The organism is Leptospira meyeri (genome assembly GCF_004368965.1).
GTDB classification, from domain to species: domain Bacteria; phylum Spirochaetota; class Leptospiria; order Leptospirales; family Leptospiraceae; genus Leptospira_A; species Leptospira_A meyeri.
The window spans coordinates 1,210,001-1,230,044 of record NZ_SORO01000001.1 but is presented as its reverse complement, the minus strand read 5'-3'; the positions used below and the strand labels follow the sequence as shown (position 1 = coordinate 1,230,044).

The following is a 20,044-nucleotide window of genomic DNA, read 5'->3' as shown; positions in this document are numbered from 1 at the left end:
GACACGGTACCCATTTTTCTCTTAGTTTCGAATCCGTCGATTTAGAATTTCAACTTAGTTTTGCCTTAAAATCAGAAAACAGAGAAAAAATACTTCTCGATTCTCCATTTTTGTGCATTTTGTAACGTTTGCACTCAGATCCATTGATTTGTGTCAATGAGGTTTGCGTTGACATAATTTAGAATGAGACCAGAGGATACGGAAATGCATACAAAACTACAGAAACCCAATCGGTTTGGGATTTATCTTCTCTTTTTGGTTATGACAAGTTCCTTGTCTGTTTGTTCAGGGCAAAAAACAGAAGAAGCCAAACTCACCTATGCCCCTGAAGTACCACCTCATATTGATCGTACGAACGAAGCCAAAGTCATCGTCAATATGGAAACTGTGGAAGTAGTGGGTAGGCTTGCTGATGGAGTCGAATATACGTTTTGGACTTTTGGTGGATCAGTACCTGGGCCAATGATTCGAGTCCGAGAAGGAGATGAAGTAGAGTTTCACTTGAAAAACCATCCGTCAAGTAAAATGCCACATAACATTGATTTGCATGCTGTAACAGGACAAGGAGGAGGAGCCGCTGCTTCTTTAACAATTCCTGGTCATGCTTCAAAATTTTCATTTAAAGCTTTAAATCCCGGTCTTTACATTTATCATTGTGCTACTTCTCCGGTGGGAATGCATATTGCGAACGGAATGTACGGTTTGATTTTTGTTCAACCCAAAGATGATCTTCCTAAAGTAGACAAAGAATACTATGTTGTGCAGAGTGAGTTTTATACCAAAGGTAAAAATGGGGAACCTGGGCTTCAACCCTTTAGCATGGAAAAGGCGATTACCGAAATTCCTGACTACGTTGTTTTTAACGGTTCTGTAGGCTCCTTGGTCGAAGATCGAGCCATTACTGCAAAAGTGGGGGAAACAGTGCGATTGTTTGTTGGGAACGGTGGCCCGAATTTAGTGTCTTCATTTCATGTGATTGGCGAAATTTTTGACAATGTTTATACAGAAGGTGGAATCCTTCCTAATCAAAAAAATGTACAAACCACTCTCATACCAGCCGGTGGTTCTGCCATTGTAGATTTTAAAGTTGAGGTACCAGGTACTTTGATTCTAGTGGATCATTCTATCTTTAGAACGTTTAACAAAGGTTCGCTTGGGATGCTAAAAGTTGAAGGTGAGCCGAATGCAACTGTTTATTCTGGAAAACAGGATGATACTGTTTACCTTCCCGAAGGACCAGCCATCCAAAGAATGGTAACCGAGGTAAAACCCAAAGTCTCTGCGAAAACTCCAAAAGAAATTTTGGCCAATGGGGAAAGAGTGTATAAATCAGTTTGTGCAGCTTGTCATATGAAAGAAGGACAAGGTGTTGTTGGTGTGTTCCCACCCCTTGCAAAGTCCGATTATTTGAATGCGGATAAAGCTCGTGCGATCCAAATTTTAAAAAAGGGGCTTAGTGGTCCAATTACAGTCAATGGACAAAAATATAATAATGTCATGCCTCATTTGGAACTTTCAAATGAAGAAATTGCGAGTGTCCTTAGTTATGTATACAACCAATGGGGAAACAAAGGAATTATGGTTTCTGAAGCAGAGGTAAAATAAGTTTACAAATTGCATAGTCACACAATGAAGCTTTTTTTTGTTTTTTATGTCTTGGTTCTTAATATTTCTCTTTCTGCTGAGATGGTAAAAATACCAAGAGGAAGTTGGAAACCATTCTTAAAAGAGAATGAATCTGTGTTAGGTGGCTCGGTAATTATAAAATCTTTTTATTTGGATGAATATCCTGTTACAAAAAAAGAATATTTTGAATTTATCGAAGCCAATCCTAGTTGGAAAAAAGGGAAAGTCTCCAGTTTGTTTGCGGATGAGGGGTATTTGGGAGATTGGAAAGAAAAAGTTCCAAAAAGCCACGATTTGAATTCTCCCGTAACTTATGTTTCTTGGTTTAGTGCCAATGCTTATTGCCAGTGGAAGGGGAAACGATTGCCTACTGAATCAGAATGGGAATTTGCAGCAAATGTTCCTCCCACTGGAAAAAATAAAAAAGCAGTCGAATCAGTAATTCTTAATTGGTATGGAGAACAAAAACCTGAATTTCTTCCATCAGTTGGAAAATATAAAAATGGTTTGGGTGTGTATGACCAACATGGAATGATTTGGGAGTGGGTTTTCGATTTTAACAATACTTCTGTGACTGGAGATTCAAGACAAGATACCGATTTAGAAAATAACCTTTTTTGTGGTGGTGGTTCATTAAAGGCAAATGATTTTTCTAACTATGCGTCTTATATGCGTTATGGATATCGAGCTGGATTAAAAGGATGGTATACTGCCAAATATTTAGGATTTAGATGTGCATCAGATATTTTAAAATAAAGGACAATCCATTATGAAATTTCAATCAACTTATAAAATATTCATTTTCTTAATTTGTGTGGTTGTCGGTTTTGGCTGCGACGACCATAATTCAAACAACCACCATCACCATGGAGAGGATCATGTTTTAGCTGCAAACGATGCTGCTCAAGGCAGTTTGTTTGATTTAGGTTCCAAGTGGACAACAGAATCCAATCAAATGATAGGATTTAACCATTACCGAGGTTCTCTTTTTATCATTAGTATGTTTTATGCGAGTTGTCAGTCGGTTTGCCCTAGACTTGTTGCTGATATGGAACAATTAGCTAAAAAAATAAAGTTATCCATCGGACAGGAGCCTCGTATAGTTCTTGTTAGTTTTGATTCGGAAAAAGATAATCCTGATGTTCTGAGCAGCTACAAAAAGAAAATGAACCTAAATGATAACTGGACTCTACTTACTGGGACGGAATCCGACATTCGAATGTTATCCGTTGTTCTTGGTATCAATTATAAAAAGATTTCGAATGGAGAGTTTAATCATTCGGCAGTTTATAGTTTGGTTTCTAAAGAAGGTTTTGTTGTTTCTCGAATTGAAGGAATTGGTTCGAATACGGATGTATTGATTTCCCAATATCAAAAATTAAAATAAACCTTTTTTATTCATTTTGGTCCCTTCAAACTTTGTGCATATTGTTGCTTCTTTAGGCGATTTCTTTGTTACGAGGAAAGGGACTAAATTTCAGAATTGATTTGCATTTCATTCGCTTGGTTTTATTACTACCTAAGAATCTAATTTAATTTAAGGTAGTTGCCGTTGTTTTCTTTTGATTTGTTTCGTTTTGTTCGTAGTTATTTCCTTTTTCTAATTCTTTTTACTTTTGTCATTTCCTGCAAAAAAAAATCCGAAGACACAGAAGAAGATCTGGTCACTTTGCTCGGGCTTGGGTTGTATGCGAGGTCTTGTGTGGGTCAAAATACATTTCCTTCAAGTGGTTCTGTTGGAGCGCTGACAAGACTACAAATCCAACCTTCCCTAACTTCTTCTGCAATCACTTCATATCACCAGCCCCATCACGTTTATCCTCCACAATCGGGTGTTAGTCGAAAAAACGTTCTTTCTGTTTTTTATCCTGGAACGGGTTCGACACCTTGTGAAATCGGTGCCATCCTACAACAAGGTGCTTCTCGCGGATATCATATCATTGGACTGAGTTACCCCAATGGAGAAGCGGTGAATAGCCTTTGTAATCAAGGTGCTGCAAGAAATGATGTTGGATGTTTTGAGAACTTACGAAGAGAAGTGATTACAGGCGCAGATGTTTCTCCCTATGTCTCTGTAGATGTAGCCAATTCAATAGAAGGTAGGTTACTTAGCCTCATCCAATATTTAGTCCAAACGAGACCAGGCGAAGGTTGGGACCAATTTCTTTCGGGCAATGTTGTCAACTGGTCCTTAGTTTATGTCGGGGGACATTCGCAAGGTAGTGGACATGCTGCCTTTCATGGAAAAATTCGAACCCTTGGAAGAGTCTCTATTTACAGCGGAGTTTCCGATTATAGTTTGCAATTTGCTACTTTGCCCAGTTGGATGGGAGCAACCCAAAACACACCAGCGGCATCTTATTATGGGCTCATTCATGAAAATGATACTGTTGCTAATTTTAGTGGAGACACAAATCAAGTAACAGATGCTTGGTCAAGTCAATTTTCTATGACAGGGACTCTGACAAATACAAATGTTGGCTCTCCATTCGGAAATAGCCATCGTTTGGTGACAAGTGCCTGTAACGGAATGGGGGCAGCGGCATTACACAGTTGCCCTATGATCAATGGATTCCAGTCTATTTGGAACTACGTCAGTTACCCGTAATTGTTTTCATATTAAAAAGGAGGAAGGCGTTTGAAGATCCATTCTGGTATCATTCGAATTGCCATCATGATCCACCTCCACGGCCAACGAATGTAAACTAAATTTTTTTTATTTAATCCTGCCTGGACTATGAGTTCTGCGGCATCTTTAGGTTGTAAGGTGAGCCAAGGGATTAAGTTATGACCCTCTGACATTTTAGTATAAACTGGTCCTAGTTGGACGGTTGTTATATGGACTCCCTTTGGAAACAAAAGAGTCCTAAGTCCAGATAGGTAGGTGGTAAGCCCTGCCTTTGCACTTCCATATATATAGTTCATTTGTCTACCACGGTCCCCAGCAACAGAACTAATGGCAACAATGATACCCTCTCTTCTTTTTTCCATATCCAAAGAAATGATGTTTATTAGAGAAACAACAGCAGAGTAGTTTGTCTGAATGGTTCTAAGAAGTTCATTTTGATCTTCTCTTGCTTTGGTTTGATCTTCGTAGTATCCGACTACGAAAAAAACAATATCGGGTTTTTGGGAAAGTGCATCATAAAATTTTTGATGAAAATGAAAATCGGTAACATCCCATTCAAAAATTTCCACAGGAACCAAAAGTTCAGACTTAATTTTAAATTGAGTATCAGCTAACTTTTGTTTATTTCTTCCTGATAAAGAAAGAGAATATCCTTTTTTTGCAAGAGATTCTGCAATATAAATTCCAATGTCGGATGTAGCTCCAACAACGAGTGCATTTTTCATTTTTTAAACCGAACCCAAATGGATCTGACTATATTCGGTGGCGAGATTTTTTGTCATTGAAAATTCCACCAACCATCTACACTTCCAGATCCAGTGAATTCAAAACTTTCGCCAATTTTCGGAACTTGCAAATTAAGTTTTATGTTTTGGGAAGCAGCGAGGACTCGTTTGATAGGATCATTCCAAGGATGGAGTGATAAAATAAATTTCCCCCAATGCACTGGTACAAAAGACTTAGCACCAATATTCGCTGCGGCCAGAGCCGTTTCTTCAGGGCGCATATGTATGGAAGGCCAGTCGTCACCATATTGACCACATTCTAAAAATGCTAAATCAAATGGTCCGTATTTTTTACCAATGGATTCAAACACAGATCCGTATCCTGAATCTCCACCAATAAAAACCTTATACTCTCCAAGTTTCAAAACATAAGAACACCAAAGACTTTTGTTTCTGAGTACACTTCGTCCAGAGAAATGTCGTGTTGGAGTGGCTGTAACAGTGATCGTGGAATCAATTTCCTTTGTTTCAAACCAATCCAATTCAATGATTTTTGTAAGAGGTACTCCCCAAGACAATAAATGAGCAGAGACACCTAACGGAACGATGATTTTTTTGGTCCTCGGATGAATTTTTAACATTGTTTCATAATCAAGATGGTCATAATGATCATGAGTGATGATAAGAATGTCTAAATCTGGCATATCTTCCGGAAGATAGATATCAGTTCCTTCAAACGATTGAACTGCAAAAGGCACTGGAGATGCATAACCTGAGAAAACAGGATCCACTAATATTTTTTTTCCTTCTGCAAGTAGGAGGTAAGAAGAATGTCCGAACCAAATGTATTGCGCTTTATTTGCGTCTAGTTCCTTTAAATTGATTTTGGTAGAGGGGATGGGAGAGGACGGGCGAATGGAATTTGGTTTTTGCCAATATTTGATTGCCATTTTCCAATAGGAACTGTTAGGTGCTAACATTTCCGTATGTTCTATGTTTTGAAAACTTCCAGATTGAAAATGTTCAGACTGAGAGATCCGTTTGAGAATATCACCATGTGGTAGTTTACCGAGAGTTGTTGCCAAAATTTAATCCCTAATGATTGGACGTTGCCAAATTCTTTTTTGCCCATTTTCTTATCATAAAATCGAGATCGTGCAAAAGAAGTGGTTTTGTCATAAAATCATCCATTCCAGCGGAAAGACATCGTTGTTTTTCTTCTTCTAGAACGTTGGCGGTAAGAGCGATGATGACTGGTTGTTTGGATATAGTTTTGGATTGGCGAATGCACTTGGTGACAGTGATTCCGTCCATATCAGGCATTTGGATGTCCATAAATACCAGGTCCGGTTGTTCAGAGCGTACCATATCCAAAGTTTTTTCTCCGTTATCAGCTTGTAAGGCGGTAAACCCAAGTTTTTTCAAAAAAAGATCCGAAACTTTTTGGTTGATTGGGTCATCATCTGCGATTAAAACTTTTACGGGATATTTATTTGCAAGTTTGGAATCCCAATTGGTTTTTGTTGAAAACTCTCCTTGGTTTGCCGAAACATCGGGACGAAAGGAGTCGGGAGGAATTTGTGAATCAAATTGGAAAGAAAAGTTGGAACCCCGTCCGTAAACACTTTGAACGGAAATCGACCCACCCAACTCTTCAATTAATTTTTTTGTGATGGCAAGTCCAAGCCCAGTACCAATTGTTTTTTCAGTAAGATGGGAATGGATTTGGGAAAACGGTTGGAATAAAATTTCCATTCGATCTTCTGGAATTCCTATTCCCGTATCTTTCACTGAGATCGACAATCGTACTTTGTCTTCTAACAATGGGATTGATTCCACAGAAACAGTGATGGTGCCTTTCTCCGTAAACTTAACAGCGTTGCTCAAAAGATTGGAAAGAATTTGAGTAAATCGCCTTTGGTCAGTAATCAGGAAATTTGGCGGAGGGTTAACAAGTTCTAATGAGATGAGGAGACGATTTGGATCAGATTGGGATTTGAAAAGATTGATACAGTCATTTAGAAATTTTGGTAAAGCAACCGGCTCTAGGTGCAACTCAAATTGCCCTGACTCTAATTTTGTTAAATCTAAAATATCGTTCACAAGTAACAACAAATTGTCTCCACTGAATTGAATTAGATTTAAATATTCTTTTTGTTCTTCTGTGAGATCAGTTTGTTGCAAAATTTGAGTCATACCTAAAATTCCATTCATGGGAGTTCTGATTTCGTGACTCATTGTTGATAAAAATGAGGTTTTGAAATTTACTTTCGCTTCTGCATTTTCTTTTTCTTGTTTTAGTCTTTCCTTATTTTTGAAATTCTCAATCATCCTATCAGCAATAAATAGTGCTTGGGACAAACCAAACACTAAAAATCCGTATTGCGCCAGATAGGCGGTTCCTTTTTTTGCAAACTCGGTAAGTATATCGAGAGAGAACAATGCCATCGTTGCGATTACAGAAAAAAGGAAAAAACGGCTACCCGGTTTTTTTAAAACCACACCGTCTATGATGGGATATAAAATTCCAAATAAAGTAAATAAAGAAAGAATAAGATGGATGCCTAGGAATTTCGAAAATGTTAAAATATCAAGTGGCAAAGCAAAGAATAGTAAAGAGGCAACCAAGAAATTTGCCCGATACACAAAACGATATTCTTTTGCGTTATAAATTTCCCTTACATACAAAACAAATGAAAGGTAGAGTAAAACAAAACTAATTCCATTGAATTTTACAATCGTTTCATAAAAACCAAGCGGAAGGTAGTTATAGATGAAACGAGTTTCACCAGTGGTGAATAATCGTATTGCAGCGATAAAACAAACAGCAGCGAAAAAAACATGAGTTTTTTCATCTCGCCAAAAAAGATATAAAATCAAATGGAAAAAAGCTAATGTAAATAAGGACGCCAAAACAAAGACGTCTCGACTAATGGCTTCCAAAAAAGATCGATTGATTCCGGAATTTGATCCAAGTTGATAAGGTGTTGCAATTCCACAGATATGATAATGAAAACAAGAGATCCTTATGACTAAATTGATTTGGTTGTTTTGGGAGTGGGGTAGAGAAACTGTTTGAATATTTAAGTGAGGAACTTCCTTTGCGAAATTTTCTCCGATGATTCCAGATTGATAAATGGTTTCCCCGTCCACGGCAATCTCGAAAGCATTCCGAGTGACTCCATTTTGAAGATAAAGATTTTTTGTATGATCGGCAACAAGGATCTTTAAACTCAGTGAAGCAAATCCGGTTGGGTATTTTTCGCCCGAAAGATTTGTCCAGTGCCCCGGTACGGTCGTCAACTCGTATTGAGGAAGATTTTCATTAGGATTCCAATCTTTCCAATGAATCTTCCACTCACCATTGAGAGGGACATTCCCCATGGTTTCGAAGTTCCATTGTCTTAGATCTAAGACGGCATTTTTAGCAACTGGTATATCGACATTTTGACCAAAACCGCATTTGCTAAATGATGTGGTCAAAAATACCAACAGGAAGATTTGTTTTGTGATCTTCATTGCCTTCAACTTATTGGACGAAAGAAAACAAAAAAAACTGCATTAATAACTAGAGAGGAACCACCGCCTTATGTGGAAAAGGACCCATACAATCCAACTTACTTTCCGTAGATACCCCAGTTTAATTAGATTTTCTTTGTTTTGAAATCCTTTTAGTTTATCAGGATTTACTAAATTAAAGATGGTGTCGATTTGTTTGTTTTGGATTGTAAAAATTTGAACAAAACTTGGAACATCGTCCGAATATCCAACAAGTGCTGGTGAACCGTTGGCATACCCAAAATAGAATTCTGTTGATTTTGCTTTTTTCTCTGTCGTCTTTTTTAATAATGTAACAACTCTTTGGATTCCTGGAATTGGGATTCTTGCAGCATGAACTTTGCCACCTCCATCGGAATAGGCAATGACATCTTCACATAAAAGTTTGGTTAGAGATTGAGTGTCTTGGTGGTAACAGGCAAAACTAAATTCAAGTAAAAGTTTCGAATGTAGTTTTAGATCCGGTTCAAATTTCTTTTTTCTCGATTGGATCGCCAAACGCGCACGGCTAAAGATTTGCCTACTATTATCAGGAGTTTTTCCTATAATTTCTCCGATTTCTTCATAAGAAAAGTCGAATAACTCTCGTAATATGAATACTGCCCTTTCTGTTGGATTTAGTGTTTCGAGAATGACAAGAAATGCAAAGTTGATTCTTTCATCATCCATTGATTCCACAGTTTCCGGAATTGGTTCTGGTAAAAAAGGTCCAATGTAGGATTCTTTTTTTCTGGAAGCTTTTTTTAAAAGATCAAAAGCAAGTCTTGCCGCAATACTTCCCAAATAGGATTTTTCATTTTGAATATTTTCTTTTTTGGCGGAGAGCCATCTAAGATAACTCTCCTGTACAATGTCTTCTGCATCCGCATAACTTCCTGTAATTCGGTATGCGATTGAAAAAAGATAATGTTTCCATTTTAAAAATAATTCGATTTCATTCATGGAATCAAACTCCGATAGGGATTGGGTTCTTCTGTAATTTTTTTTCCATCTTAATTGGATTTCCTTTAGGCCAAAAATAGAATCGGAAAGGGAGGATTTTTTCCATCTTTAATGAAAAGATTGTAAAACGGTTTACCATTTCTTTGATACGAGCTCCCCATTTCCCTTTGATGATTTTTTCTTTCGGTTTATCATCGTTGTAAGTAAACTGAATGAGTCCTTCATTTCTACCCAAAGATATGCATCTTCCAAAAAACTGAAATGAAAAAGGGGAAATGTTTTTTCCTCGAATGAGGTTTGCGAGGTGATCCGCAATATATGCCCCCATCGGTAAAGCTGTCACACAACCCATTCTTAAATAAGAATTCTCTAAATAAGCTAAATCACCAGCAACAAAAACTTCAGGATGTCCGATGGATCTCAGGAATGGATCTACATACACTTGGTTTCTTTCGTTTGTTGGGAAACCTGCTTGTTTGGGAAGGGATGAACATTGAAATCCACTGCAGTTTAGAAGGGCATCGAACGAAAGTTTGGTTTTGTTTTGAAAGATGATTTCATTTTCCAGAATCGTATCTATCCTCACTTTATCTAAGATTTGGATTTGGTTCCTGGACAAATAGGATTGTAAATAATCCTTTGCTTTTGAGGAAAAGGAAGTTCCCCATTCGTTTCGATCAACGATTGTTACGGAAGAGTTGGGGTGGTAGTGCTTCCATTCGGTGGCCATTTCGATTCCAGTCAGTCCCCCTCCAATGATACATAGATTTTGTATTTCTCTTTGTTTTGAATCTTTCAAAAACTTGGAAACAGCTTCCTTCGATTGAATGGAATTTTCAAGATTGGATTTTCCATGGATTCCGGTGCTACCTAGACAAAGAATAAGATAATCATAGGAGAGTGGTTCTGATAAACCTTCGAGTAAAACAGATTTTTCTTTTGGTAAGATATTGGTGATTCTTGACTGTAAAAATCTAACTCTTGTTCTAAGCAGGTCTTTGATTTGAATTTGTTTTCTCTTGTCTTGGATGGCAGTTTCATGATTTCGAATTCTTTCTTGGAACATGTTAGATTCGGAGATTAAATTAATTTCGACCTCATCCAATTGTTTGTCCAATCGATTTGCAGCCATAATTCCTGCATAACCGGCTCCTAATATGATAATTTTTGGTTTCATTTTTATACCTCAATACCAAGACGATTTCCCCCTTCGATTTTGTGACAGAGTTCGTAAAAAATTTAGGCTTGATTTAACGCCTGATAAAATAAAAGATCACTCATGCAGAAAATGAATTGGATACATTATCTTGCCTATTCTGGAATTGTTTTTCTTTTCCCGGTTTTGTCGGTAACAGCAGAAGGGTTTGAACGTGGGAAATTAATTTTCTATGGAAATGGCGCTTTTGGGATCGGTGAAAATTCGGGAACTATGGAAAAGAATGTAGAAAAGACAAATTTTCCCAATTTTCTAGCATTAAACTCTCCTTATGCGGATAACCTCTCCACTTATATCAATTATTATACTTTAAGTGCGGTGAATCAACATAGAACTGAACTTTCTAGTCATTTCGGTGAATTGGGTTTTGAATATGGATTGTTTCGTTTTTTTGGAATCGGTTTATCTGTTTCTGACCAAGTGATTCGCGCTTCTAACTTTCGATCTGTAGACGAAAGACAAATCATCATTTATGCATTATCTGCTTCTAACTATTCAACTCTCCTTACTCGATTAAATCAGGGGGATATCTATGATACAGCAGTCCAAAAAAGAAGGGACGTCTTCCATTCTACTTCCGGAGATTTGAATCTTTTTTTCCACTTCCAACCAAATGATCCAATGGATCCATATATCCGAGTAGGTGGTGGTGCAGGATATGAACGATTGTTTGGAGGTGGAACCAATCGCATATTTGGTGCTGTTGGTTTGAGGTATCATTTCGACAGTCATTTTTTTGTGAATGCTGAATTAGAACATTCTAATGTTTATATTGTGAATTATAGTGCCCCCAGTTCTGGCCATAGGAACAAAGGGAATTTTGAAGAAACATATTACAAAATAGGTTTAGGGGTGAGTTTTTCTACGTTAGGTGATGTGAAGCCAGCGTTAGAGACAAAACCAAATTCTGTCATTGATTTTGTAGGTTCTGAAATTCCGATTCAATCCAAAGAACCGATAGTGGAAAGTAAATTGGAGAGATTTGTTTTTCTTGCAAGTGAGATATTTGATTTGCCCACCAGCAGAATCCATTTAGAAGGGAGAGCTCGTTTAGATGCCATTGCCCGCAGTTTAGAAAATGAGTATAAGGACTATGACGTCCTCGTGATTACTTATACCAGTCCGTTTCGGGAAGATGTTCCAGGAAATTATGAAAACTACGACCTAGGTTTTGAGCGTTCCCAAGCCATCTCAAGGATCTTAAGAGATAAGGGGGTGAGTCCGAGGCGGATCATAGACTCCACCCAGGGTTCTTCTCTTTATACCGTTGAATCAAAAGAAAAGGTTGTCATTGAGCTTCGAAAGAAGGTGAAATAATCACCCGAATCCCAATCGTTTCTTTTTGTTGTTACCTTTTGAAACCAACATTGGTTTTTTCTGTTTGGTTTAGTTCCAAAAGTTCTGCAGTTTTTCTACGGCTCACCAAACAAACTTCCGAGTTATCTTTCATGGATTCACCATAACTTGGAATCATTATCTTGAGTTTTGATTTCCACTCGTCGGATGACATTTCTTTCGGAAAACAATCTGATAAGACTTCTAACATAATTGAAACGGAAGTGGATGCGCCGGGACTCGCTCCGAGTAATGCGGCAAGAGATCCGTCTTTTGCTGAAACTACTTCTGTTCCAAATTCCAAAACCCCACCTTCTTCTTCATCTTTTTTGATGACCTGTACCCTTTGTCCTGCTATCACCAATTCCCAATCTTCTGACTTTACTTCAGGAAAGTATTCTCTTAATGCATCGATACGATCTTCATGTGACTGCATGGCTTGGCCGATAAGATACTTAGTCAATGGAAGGTTGTGCATCCCCGCAGATAACATAGGAAAGATATTGTCAAACTCCAATGATTTAACTAAATCCAAATAAGACCCTTTTTTTAGAAACTTTGTCGTAAAGCCAGCAAATGGCCCAAATAATAATTCTTTTTTTCCTTCTATGATTCTTGTATCTAAATGGGGAACGGACATTGGTGGAGAACCTACATTCGCTTTACCATACACTTTTGCAAAATGTTGTTTGATGACATCTCTATTGCGGCAACGCAACCATTGCCCACTAACAGGAAATCCACCGAAGCCAGAAGCCTCAGGGATATCCGATTTTTCTAAGAGTGGGAGGCTACCGCCACCGGCACCAATAAATACAAATTTGGCTTCATGGTGTTCTTTTTCATGGGTTTGAATATTATTTGATGTTAGGTGCCATAACCCATTTTTACTTCGTTCTAAATCTTTTACATCTTCAAAATAATTTACATGAACATCTGGAAAACTTTCTAAATAACGAAACATGGCTCTTGTTAAGGTGCCGAAGTTGACATCGGTTCCTAATTCCATTTTGGTAGCGGCAAGTGGTTCTGAAAGATCACGACCCGACATAACAAGAGGAAGCCATTCGGTTAAAGTTTCCGTATCGTCTGTATAAATGAGATCCTTAAAGAGTTCGTATTTTTTTAATGCTTCGTAGCGTTTTTTAAGAAAAGATACATTTTCCTCTCCCCAAACAAAACTGTAATGTGGAATGGAGTGAATGAATTCATCTGCATCTAAAATTCGTTTGGTGCCAGATAAATAACCCCAGAATTCTTTCGAAATTTCAAACCACTCTGCAATTTGGAGAGCTTTTTTTGTTTGGATCGAACCATCTTCATTTTCGATTGTATAATTCAATTCACAAAATGCAGAGTGTCCTGTTCCGGCGTTATTCCAAGCATTAGAACTTTCCCTTGCTGCAGCATCTAATCGTTCCAAAACAGTGATTGTTAGGTGAGGTGCAAGCTCTTTTAAAAGAACTCCGAGAGTGGCACTCATAATCCCGGCGCCAATTAAAATTACATCCGACTTCGTTCTAACTATATCTTTTTCTTTCATCCTCAACCTTCTCTCTCATTATCGGCAACTTTTATGATCTTTTTTATGTCCAAAGAATAGGGTGACTCAATTGAAAGCATTCTTCCTATTTTTGTCCGTTCTCACATCGCTACTCGGATTTATCTATTATTATTCTACCTTTCGATTGATCTCAGGACTTTCACTGAATGGACCCGTGGTTTCCGTGATTTTATTAGGAATTGGAGCTTTGGTTTTGCTTGTGCCACTGACCTATACCTTTAGTCGGATCTCCAAACGGGAAAAAACACAAACAATCTTTGCTTATATCACCTTTACCAACTTTGGTTTTTTTTCCATCCTCTTTACTTTGGTACTTTTTATGGATTTTTTGCGTTGGGTGGATTTGGGAATTATCACTCAATATTCACAAGTTTTGTTTTCTAGTTTAGTTCATTTTGGATTTCCGTTGGATGGAATTACTGAAGTCAAAAACTTTAGTTTGGCTTTTTCAACCATTGTTGCCGCAACGGCTCTCAGTTCTCTTGGATTTTTTAATGCACACGTTCGATTGCAATACAAACGAGTGTCAGTTCCTGTTAAAGATTTACACCCTGACTTGGTCGGTTTTAAGATTGTCCAAATTTCGGATGTTCATATTGGACCCACTATCAAAGAAAAATTTTTGCAAAGAGTTGTGAAAAGGATTAACCAAGAATCCCCTGATGCAGTTGTGATTACCGGCGATTTAGTGGATGGTCCTGCTTCCACATTAAAACAACATCTGAAACCACTTGCCTCTATTCAGGCAAAATACGGCACTTTCTATGTAACGGGAAACCATGAATACTATTCTGGTGTTCTTTCTTGGTTGCCTGAGATTCAAAACTTAGGAGTTAAAATCTTACTCAACCAAAATCAAATTCTTACTGTAGGAAAAGCAAAATTATTAATGGCAGGAGTTACGGATCTAACCGCTGGTAGAATGATTAAATCTCACCAAACAGATCCTAAACGAGCAATGATTGGTGGTGAAAATTGTGACTATAAAATTTTATTAGCACACCAACCCAATAGTATTTACGAAGCAAACGAAGCTGGCTTTCAGTTGCAAATATCTGGACACACCCATGGAGGACAATTTTTCCCGGGTAATATTCTGATTTATTTTGCACAGAAATTTGTTTCAGGCTTACATCAATATAAAAACTCCTTAATTTATGTTAGTCGAGGAACCGGATATTGGGGCCCTCCGTTTCGATTGGGAGCCCCTTCTGAAATTTCCATTTTAAAACTCGAAGTCATATAAATTCGGCTTTTTTAGCCTCTCCATTGGAATCCTGAACCAATGTCACTGGATGTTCCTAGCTAAAAAAAATACGAAAGTAGGTGAAGTCCTTTGGGATTTCTGAAATGATTGTCAAACGAAATGGTGGATCACAGAGCATGAACCAGAATCAACTCATCAAAAAATTGACAATTGCAATTGAAGCTCCTCTCTACTTGCTGATTTTTCCTTATTTTATAAACTTTTGTTTGTTCGCTTCACGTTTTGATGCAACAACTCTCATCCAACTTGCCATTCTTGGTTCTCTGCTTTCCCTTATTCCGTTGGTCATTGGTATTTCTTTGCGGTATCGTAGGTTGAAACGACTGTTAGCTTATTCGAATCAGACGGATGGGAAAACGTTAGAGGTTTTGAAAAAAGGTCTTTTGGAACATCCGCATTGGGAAGGCAAAGTCATCCTTATTCGCTGGGTTACTTCTATTTTTGGGTTTTCTTTTATGGCTGCAACTGTATTGGATCTTCCTTGGAAAGAGATTTTGGCATTGCCTTATGCATGTGTGATGTTATCTCCCATCATATATTTGGCGTTTTATTTTCAAACTGAAGTGAATCTTAGCCCCGTTCTTAAAGTTAAGGAATTGTCTTCCGTTCTTTTGGATGAAACGAAAATTCGAGTTTTTGGTGTATTCCAACGAAATCTTTTCACTATGATTGCGGTTGCTTTGTTACCAATGTTAACTTTCGGATATTATTTGTTTTTGATTTTATTAACTGAGTTTCGTTCTCCTTATTGGTTTTACCAAATGCCAATTGTTTTTGTGATGATGGTAGTGATTATCATCTATGCCGCTTATGTAGGTAGTAAATCTCTTAAAGAAGATATTGGCAATTTAAACCATTCGATAGAAAAACTATCAAATGGGGAATTATCGGAAACCATCCCACAGCTTTCAGCCACAAACTTGAGTCATACGATTACCAAGTTAAACTTATTCATGGAGTCCTTACGTCATTATTTTCAAACCGCAAAAGGAGAGGCTATTTCTCTCCTTTCCACTTCCAGATTAATTTTAGATAAAGGCAGTGTGATCGACTCTCAGGTAAGTGCTGAAAAAAATAAACTGGACTCGACTTTTGAATCAGTCAACCAAATCCAAAATTTATCCCGAGCCACGTATGATCGAGTTCTATCTCAAAAAGATAAAACTAACTATTTAGCGAGTGAACTCACACGTGTCACAGATGAAATGACCGATCTTTCCATAAAAGCGGATGGTTTGGCACAAAATACAATTCATTCCATTGGAACCATTCAAGTGGCAAAGGATGCCATCCAATCTGCTTATGAAAAGGTGGAAGTCATGAATCAAATGAGTGAAAATATTAAAGAAACTATTTCCATTGTTGAGGGTATTTCTGACCGAGTGAATTTACTTTCCTTAAATGCATCCATTGAAGCCGCGCGTGCTGGTTCAATGGGAAGGGGATTTGCAGTTGTTGCTGGTGAAGTTTCGCGGCTTGCCGATGAAACAGCAAGGAACATAGAGGAAATTAAAAAAGTTGTGAAGTTATCGCAAGTTGCTTCCAAAGAGAGTTTGGAATCCATGAAGAAAATTATCTCTACCAACGAAGATGTGAAGTTAAAGTTTGAAGAAATTTCGAAAGTGGTGCAGATGTTTGGACGGACAAGTGAAACGAGTTCTGAGAATGTAAAGTCTTTAAAGGACCTTGTGGCCCAATTCCAACGGGATGCCGAACAAATTACCGAAGAAATGAAACTACAAACAGGATATACAGAAGAGTCGAATACGAATTTGCAAGAGTTATGGGAAAACCATTCAAAAATTTCTACAACCTTTGGTGAAATTTCTGAAGAAGCAAATCGTCTACAGACTGTATCGGATTCCATGGAAAAGATTGTTTCTCGGTTTCGATTTTAAAAACTTCTTTATGATTTTTTTTAGATGATTGCCTAAGAAATTAAGGCGGTTTTTATAAAGTTTGAGATTGTTATCTGTTGAACAATGATCAAATATTAGATCCTATGTCTCTTCGTTTTAGGAAGGCGATATGTTAGTAAATCTTTTATTTACAAAAATTGTCGGACGTATAAAGTTCTGATTGGTATTTAAGAAAATACAGTTTTTAGATTTTTGCAGTGAACTAATAAAAATTGAGATCTTAAAAAAATACTTTCCATTCATGGGAAGTTTAGTTTCCTCATAAATCACACAAAACTTTTAAAGTATGATAAAACAAACTCTCCATAAACTCTATTCTCTTAGTATTCGTACTCAGTTGATGATCTTCATTTTTTTGGTTCTCAACTTAGTACTTGGCCCAGTTTTTTATCTCGTCTATCAGTCTGCTAAAAACCAAATCGTAAATCTTGGTGGAGAGTTATTTAAAACTCTGGCAACAGATTCGGTAGCTGTTATCGATTTGTTGAATGAAGATGTTAAGGCTGGGAAAATAAGTTTAGTGGATGCCCAAGAAATGGCAAGGATCTATATTTTGGGTCCTAAAGGTTCTGATGGAGTCCGTGATTTGTCCAAAGGAAAAATGTCTGCCAAATTGGATATGAGAGTTTGGGCTTCTCATCCGAATGGTGTTTTTACAATGAACCCTTTCAACATTGAAGGTGTTAATCTTTGGGATTACCAAGTAGATGGAAAGTATACGGTTCGCGACACTTGGTCCAATAAGGAAAGAACCGGGAGAATCGTATATGAATTATGGCAAGAGGGGGACGAACCAACTCATTCTTGGATTGCCTATCAGATCTATTATGAACCTTGGGATTGGATTGTTGGTTCTGGCGGAAGAGAGGCCATTTTTTACGAAGAGCGCCTTAAATCCCTTTCTTACTTATTTCTCTTCGGTGCTATATTTGCATCTGCCATTTCGTTAGTTTTTTCCTATTTTTTTGCAGCTATTTTTGCGAGAAAAATTAACCATGTGAAGTCACTCATCGGAAAAGCGAGAGAAGGGGATCTAACTTCAAAATCGAATCAACTATATAAAGATGAAATTGGATCACTACTGACTGATTTTGATCAAATGACAAATAGTTTACGAACGATGATTCAGGTGGTTTCACAATCCTCAAATGAAGTTTTGAAATCTGCAGATCAGCTGATCGAAAGTGCAAAAGGTTCTGCTAATGTAGCTGCTACGATTTCAGAATCAATGACTACTGTGCGAAGCAATTCAAATACTCAATTGGAAGCTTTTTCTGAAAACAAATCGGCAGTCGAAGAAAATACTCTTGCGATTGCGAAAATTGCGGAGGCGACGTATGTGGTTTCAGAACTGTCAAATGGAGTTTTGGAAAAAGTAGAGGAAGGTCAGGATATTGTTAAGAAAACAATACATCAGATGGAGATTATTAATTCTTCGGTAAATGGAATTTCTTCCAGTATCAACACTCTTGGTGCAAACTCTAAGGCAATTGGACAAATCGTTGAAACGATCAATCAGATTGCTAGCCAAACAAACTTACTGGCTCTCAATGCAGCAATCGAAGCGGCTCGGGCAGGAGAGGAAGGAAAGGGTTTTGCTGTGGTTGCTGATGAAGTTAGAAAATTAGCAGAACGATCAGAAAGAGCCACTAAACAAATTTCTGTGATCATTGATGAAATCCAAAAAAACACACTTGAGTCAATCCAGATGATGGAAAAAGGAAATCAAGATGTGGGGGTTGGAGTGGAAATGGTGAATGTTGTTGGAAATACCTTTCAATCAATTATATCTGCCATTAAAAAAGTAAATGATGAAATTCATGGTGTTTCCTCCACAACAGAAGAGATTTCGGCTAGTACCGAAGAGCTTAACGCAAACACGGTTCAATTGATTGAGTTAACTAACATGATCAATGAAAATACAAAAGAAGTTTCTGTTTCTTCGGATTCTCAGCTATCAGAAGTATCTGCCGTAAAAGAAGCTGCGAATCGATTAAGTGAACTTGCAAAGACTTTAAACGAGGAAATACGGAAGTTCAAAATTTGAAATACTCTTTGAGACTTTAATATACCTTTTCTTTTCAGATTGTAAAAAGAAAGCAATTGCCCTAAATAAAAAAAGATTCTCATTCAGATCCACTCAGAATGAGAATCTTTTTTTTTATTTTTACTTTTTTAAATAACCTTTTTCTTTGATTTCTGCATAAACAGAACTCAACAATTCCCTTCTTTGTTTCTCAATTTTTACCGTTGGATCAGCGAAAGGCATTACAAATAGGAGTAAAATCTGGCCCACTTCAGTTTTGTTTTCCTCCCTACTCATTTCCGCAAGAACCTTCCCCTTTTTATCCTTTACTGTTAAGTTCATTGTCAAATGAGATCCGGAGTAAAAAGGTATAATCCCAAGAGTTGGTAATGAAAGCCAAAGGGAAACTTTTGCAGAAAAGTATCCCAAGTTTTCTGTCACTTTGATATCAAAAGTGTAATCTGCGTCTACCTGACTTCTGGTGGAGAAAACATCTTCACTTTCGTTTAATAGTTTAGCAGATTCATTTTGCCATTTTTGCGTTAAAGATTCATGGAGAGAATCAGACTCGCCATTCACAGTAACTTGGTATGCTGCATACACTTTCACCGCTATTTTCTTTTTGGAATCAAAGTTTTTAACTACGGGAGTTCCTTCGTATTCGCCACTTCTAAAACTCAAACAGTTGATTGTTAAAATTCCAAAGCTAATGAATATTAGATTTTTTAAAAAAGGTTTAATCATTTGTTTTCCTAATTGAGTGAGCAAAATTTATTTTTTAAATTTGCTTAACTTTTTATCAGCAATTTCTTTCCAGTAGGAGTTTGGATTGGCCTTACTCACACCTTCCAAAAATACATACTCATCAAAACCTGGTCTGCGTAAATCTGGGTAATAGTATTTGTCTTTGAGTGATTCAAGATTTGATTTAAGAATGAATCCGTTATCTTTTTCTAAAACAAATTTTCTTTTGTTCGATAGGCCAACTAACTCATCTAATGTTGCTGGAAGTGCAAACTGGTCATCTGATGTTGTTTCCTTTAATACACCTTTAAACAATCCCAGATATTGAATTTCACCTGGTTTGGCTTTGATATTCAATACTTTGGCTGTATCTGCTGGATCCAAATCTATATAAACATTTTTACACTGCTCTTGGGTCGTAGGGACGCCGTTTACAAAGACAATTCTGGTTTGGCAATGAACAAAACCAGTAGTGGAGACTGTATAGGATTTT

General features: G+C 37.4%; 16 protein-coding genes (1 of these 16 only partly in view). 8 read left to right on the top strand and 8 right to left on the bottom strand.

The genetic code is table 11. From position 1 onward, the window contains the following. The first annotated feature begins 204 nt into the window (after nt 1–204). The 4 genes from nirK to CLV96_RS05720 all read left to right on the top strand — a co-directional run bounded on the left by nirK (nt 205) and on the right by CLV96_RS05720 (nt 4,234). Nucleotides 205–1,605, top strand: coding sequence for a copper-containing nitrite reductase (gene nirK / locus CLV96_RS05735; RefSeq protein WP_004785058.1), 1,401 nt, complete (start codon nt 205–207; stop codon nt 1,603–1,605). A 24-nt stretch (nt 1,606–1,629) separates the two neighbouring features. Further along, nucleotides 1,630–2,382: a formylglycine-generating enzyme family protein gene (locus CLV96_RS05730; RefSeq protein ID WP_004787599.1), complete on the top strand. Its 753-nt coding sequence runs from the start codon at nt 1,630–1,632 to the stop codon at nt 2,380–2,382. A gap of 13 nt (nt 2,383–2,395) precedes the next feature. Beyond that, a complete protein-coding gene (locus CLV96_RS05725; protein WP_004786263.1) occupies nt 2,396–3,013 on the top strand; it encodes an SCO family protein in 618 nt (205 codons plus the stop codon). A 165-nt stretch (nt 3,014–3,178) separates the two neighbouring features. Next, nucleotides 3,179–4,234 carry a BPSS1187 family protein gene (locus CLV96_RS05720; RefSeq protein ID WP_004786114.1) on the top strand — a complete coding sequence of 352 codons (1,056 nt, stop codon included), beginning with the start codon at nt 3,179–3,181 and terminating at the stop codon, nt 4,232–4,234. A gap of 11 nt (nt 4,235–4,245) precedes the next feature. On the opposite strand, the gene CLV96_RS05715 is transcribed toward CLV96_RS05720, so the two are convergent. The 5 genes from CLV96_RS05715 to CLV96_RS05695 form a co-directional block, all read right to left on the bottom strand. Further along, a complete protein-coding gene (locus CLV96_RS05715; RefSeq protein ID WP_004784654.1) occupies nt 4,246–4,980 on the bottom strand; it encodes an SDR family NAD(P)-dependent oxidoreductase in 735 nt (244 codons plus the stop codon). A gap of 53 nt (nt 4,981–5,033) precedes the next feature. Then, nucleotides 5,034–6,065 (bottom strand): MBL fold metallo-hydrolase, encoded by a 1,032-nt coding sequence (locus tag CLV96_RS05710; protein ID WP_004786636.1) that lies wholly within the window; start codon nt 6,063–6,065, stop codon nt 5,034–5,036. A gap of 10 nt (nt 6,066–6,075) precedes the next feature. Beyond that, nucleotides 6,076–8,364 carry an ATP-binding protein gene (locus CLV96_RS05705; RefSeq protein WP_004787584.1) on the bottom strand — a complete coding sequence of 763 codons (2,289 nt, stop codon included), beginning with the start codon at nt 8,362–8,364 and terminating at the stop codon, nt 6,076–6,078. 177 nt (nt 8,365–8,541) lie between these two features. Then, nucleotides 8,542–9,480 (bottom strand): sigma-70 family RNA polymerase sigma factor, encoded by a 939-nt coding sequence (locus CLV96_RS05700; RefSeq protein ID WP_004786892.1) that lies wholly within the window; start codon nt 9,478–9,480, stop codon nt 8,542–8,544. Between the two features lie 4 nt (nt 9,481–9,484). Next, nucleotides 9,485–10,657 (bottom strand): NAD(P)/FAD-dependent oxidoreductase, encoded by a 1,173-nt coding sequence (locus CLV96_RS05695; protein WP_004786186.1) that lies wholly within the window; start codon nt 10,655–10,657, stop codon nt 9,485–9,487. 102 nt (nt 10,658–10,759) lie between these two features. Here CLV96_RS05695 and CLV96_RS05690 point away from each other — a divergent pair, with 102 nt between their 5' ends. Further along, nucleotides 10,760–12,013 carry an OmpA family protein gene (locus CLV96_RS05690; RefSeq protein ID WP_004785061.1) on the top strand — a complete coding sequence of 418 codons (1,254 nt, stop codon included), beginning with the start codon at nt 10,760–10,762 and terminating at the stop codon, nt 12,011–12,013. A 31-nt stretch (nt 12,014–12,044) separates the two neighbouring features. Here the strand turns inward: CLV96_RS05690 and CLV96_RS05685 are convergent, their stop codons facing one another. Next, complete coding sequence (locus CLV96_RS05685) at nt 12,045–13,574, bottom strand: malate:quinone oxidoreductase (protein WP_004786995.1); 1,530 nt, start codon at nt 13,572–13,574, stop codon at nt 12,045–12,047. 70 nt (nt 13,575–13,644) lie between these two features. Between CLV96_RS05685 and CLV96_RS05680 the strand changes: the two genes are divergently transcribed. The 3 genes from CLV96_RS05680 (at nt 13,645) to CLV96_RS05670 (ending at nt 18,828) form a co-directional block, all read left to right on the top strand. Continuing rightward, entirely contained in the window at nt 13,645–14,841 is a 1,197-nt protein-coding gene (locus CLV96_RS05680; RefSeq protein WP_004786532.1) for a metallophosphoesterase, read from the top strand. A gap of 137 nt (nt 14,842–14,978) precedes the next feature. Beyond that, nucleotides 14,979–16,760: a methyl-accepting chemotaxis protein gene (locus CLV96_RS05675; protein WP_040917352.1), complete on the top strand. Its 1,782-nt coding sequence runs from the start codon at nt 14,979–14,981 to the stop codon at nt 16,758–16,760. Nucleotides 16,761–17,067: 307 nt separating this feature from the next. Then, on the top strand, nt 17,068–18,828 hold the full coding sequence (locus CLV96_RS05670) for a methyl-accepting chemotaxis protein (protein WP_051012784.1): 1,761 nt from the start codon (nt 17,068–17,070) through the stop codon (nt 18,826–18,828). Between the two features lie 120 nt (nt 18,829–18,948). On the opposite strand, the gene CLV96_RS05665 is transcribed toward CLV96_RS05670, so the two are convergent. Further along, a complete protein-coding gene (locus tag CLV96_RS05665) occupies nt 18,949–19,551 on the bottom strand; it encodes a hypothetical protein (RefSeq protein WP_004785885.1) in 603 nt (200 codons plus the stop codon). A 27-nt stretch (nt 19,552–19,578) separates the two neighbouring features. Continuing rightward, nucleotides 19,579–20,044: the 3' portion of a hypothetical protein gene (locus tag CLV96_RS05660; RefSeq protein ID WP_004787735.1), read on the bottom strand. Its footprint extends 368 nt past the window's final position; only the last 466 of its 834 coding nucleotides appear in the window; its start codon lies off the right edge, out of view — the gene reads right to left on this strand; it ends in the stop codon at nt 19,579–19,581.

What these genes read in the sequence shown, in the direction of transcription:
- CLV96_RS05725 (WP_004786263.1), top strand. Translation starts at nt 2,396, where the DNA reads ATGAAATTTCAATCAACTTATAAAATATTCATTTTCTTAATTTGTGTG.
- CLV96_RS05730 (WP_004787599.1), top strand. Translation starts at nt 1,630, where the DNA reads ATGAAGCTTTTTTTTGTTTTTTATGTCTTGGTTCTTAATATTTCTCTT.
- CLV96_RS05715 (WP_004784654.1), bottom strand. Translation starts at nt 4,980, where the DNA reads ATGAAAAATGCACTCGTTGTTGGAGCTACATCCGACATTGGAATTTAT.
- CLV96_RS05700 (WP_004786892.1), bottom strand. Translation starts at nt 9,480, where the DNA reads ATGAATGAAATCGAATTATTTTTAAAATGGAAACATTATCTTTTTTCA.
- CLV96_RS05690 (WP_004785061.1), top strand. Translation starts at nt 10,760, where the DNA reads ATGCAGAAAATGAATTGGATACATTATCTTGCCTATTCTGGAATTGTT.
- CLV96_RS05705 (WP_004787584.1), bottom strand. Translation starts at nt 8,364, where the DNA reads ATGGGGAATGTCCCTCTCAATGGTGAGTGGAAGATTCATTGGAAAGAT.
- CLV96_RS05695 (WP_004786186.1), bottom strand. Translation starts at nt 10,657, where the DNA reads ATGAAACCAAAAATTATCATATTAGGAGCCGGTTATGCAGGAATTATG.
- CLV96_RS05670 (WP_051012784.1), top strand. Translation starts at nt 17,068, where the DNA reads ATGATAAAACAAACTCTCCATAAACTCTATTCTCTTAGTATTCGTACT.
- CLV96_RS05675 (WP_040917352.1), top strand. Translation starts at nt 14,979, where the DNA reads ATGAACCAGAATCAACTCATCAAAAAATTGACAATTGCAATTGAAGCT.
- CLV96_RS05685 (WP_004786995.1), bottom strand. Translation starts at nt 13,574, where the DNA reads ATGAAAGAAAAAGATATAGTTAGAACGAAGTCGGATGTAATTTTAATT.
- CLV96_RS05665 (WP_004785885.1), bottom strand. Translation starts at nt 19,551, where the DNA reads ATGATTAAACCTTTTTTAAAAAATCTAATATTCATTAGCTTTGGAATT.
- nirK (WP_004785058.1), top strand. Translation starts at nt 205, where the DNA reads ATGCATACAAAACTACAGAAACCCAATCGGTTTGGGATTTATCTTCTC.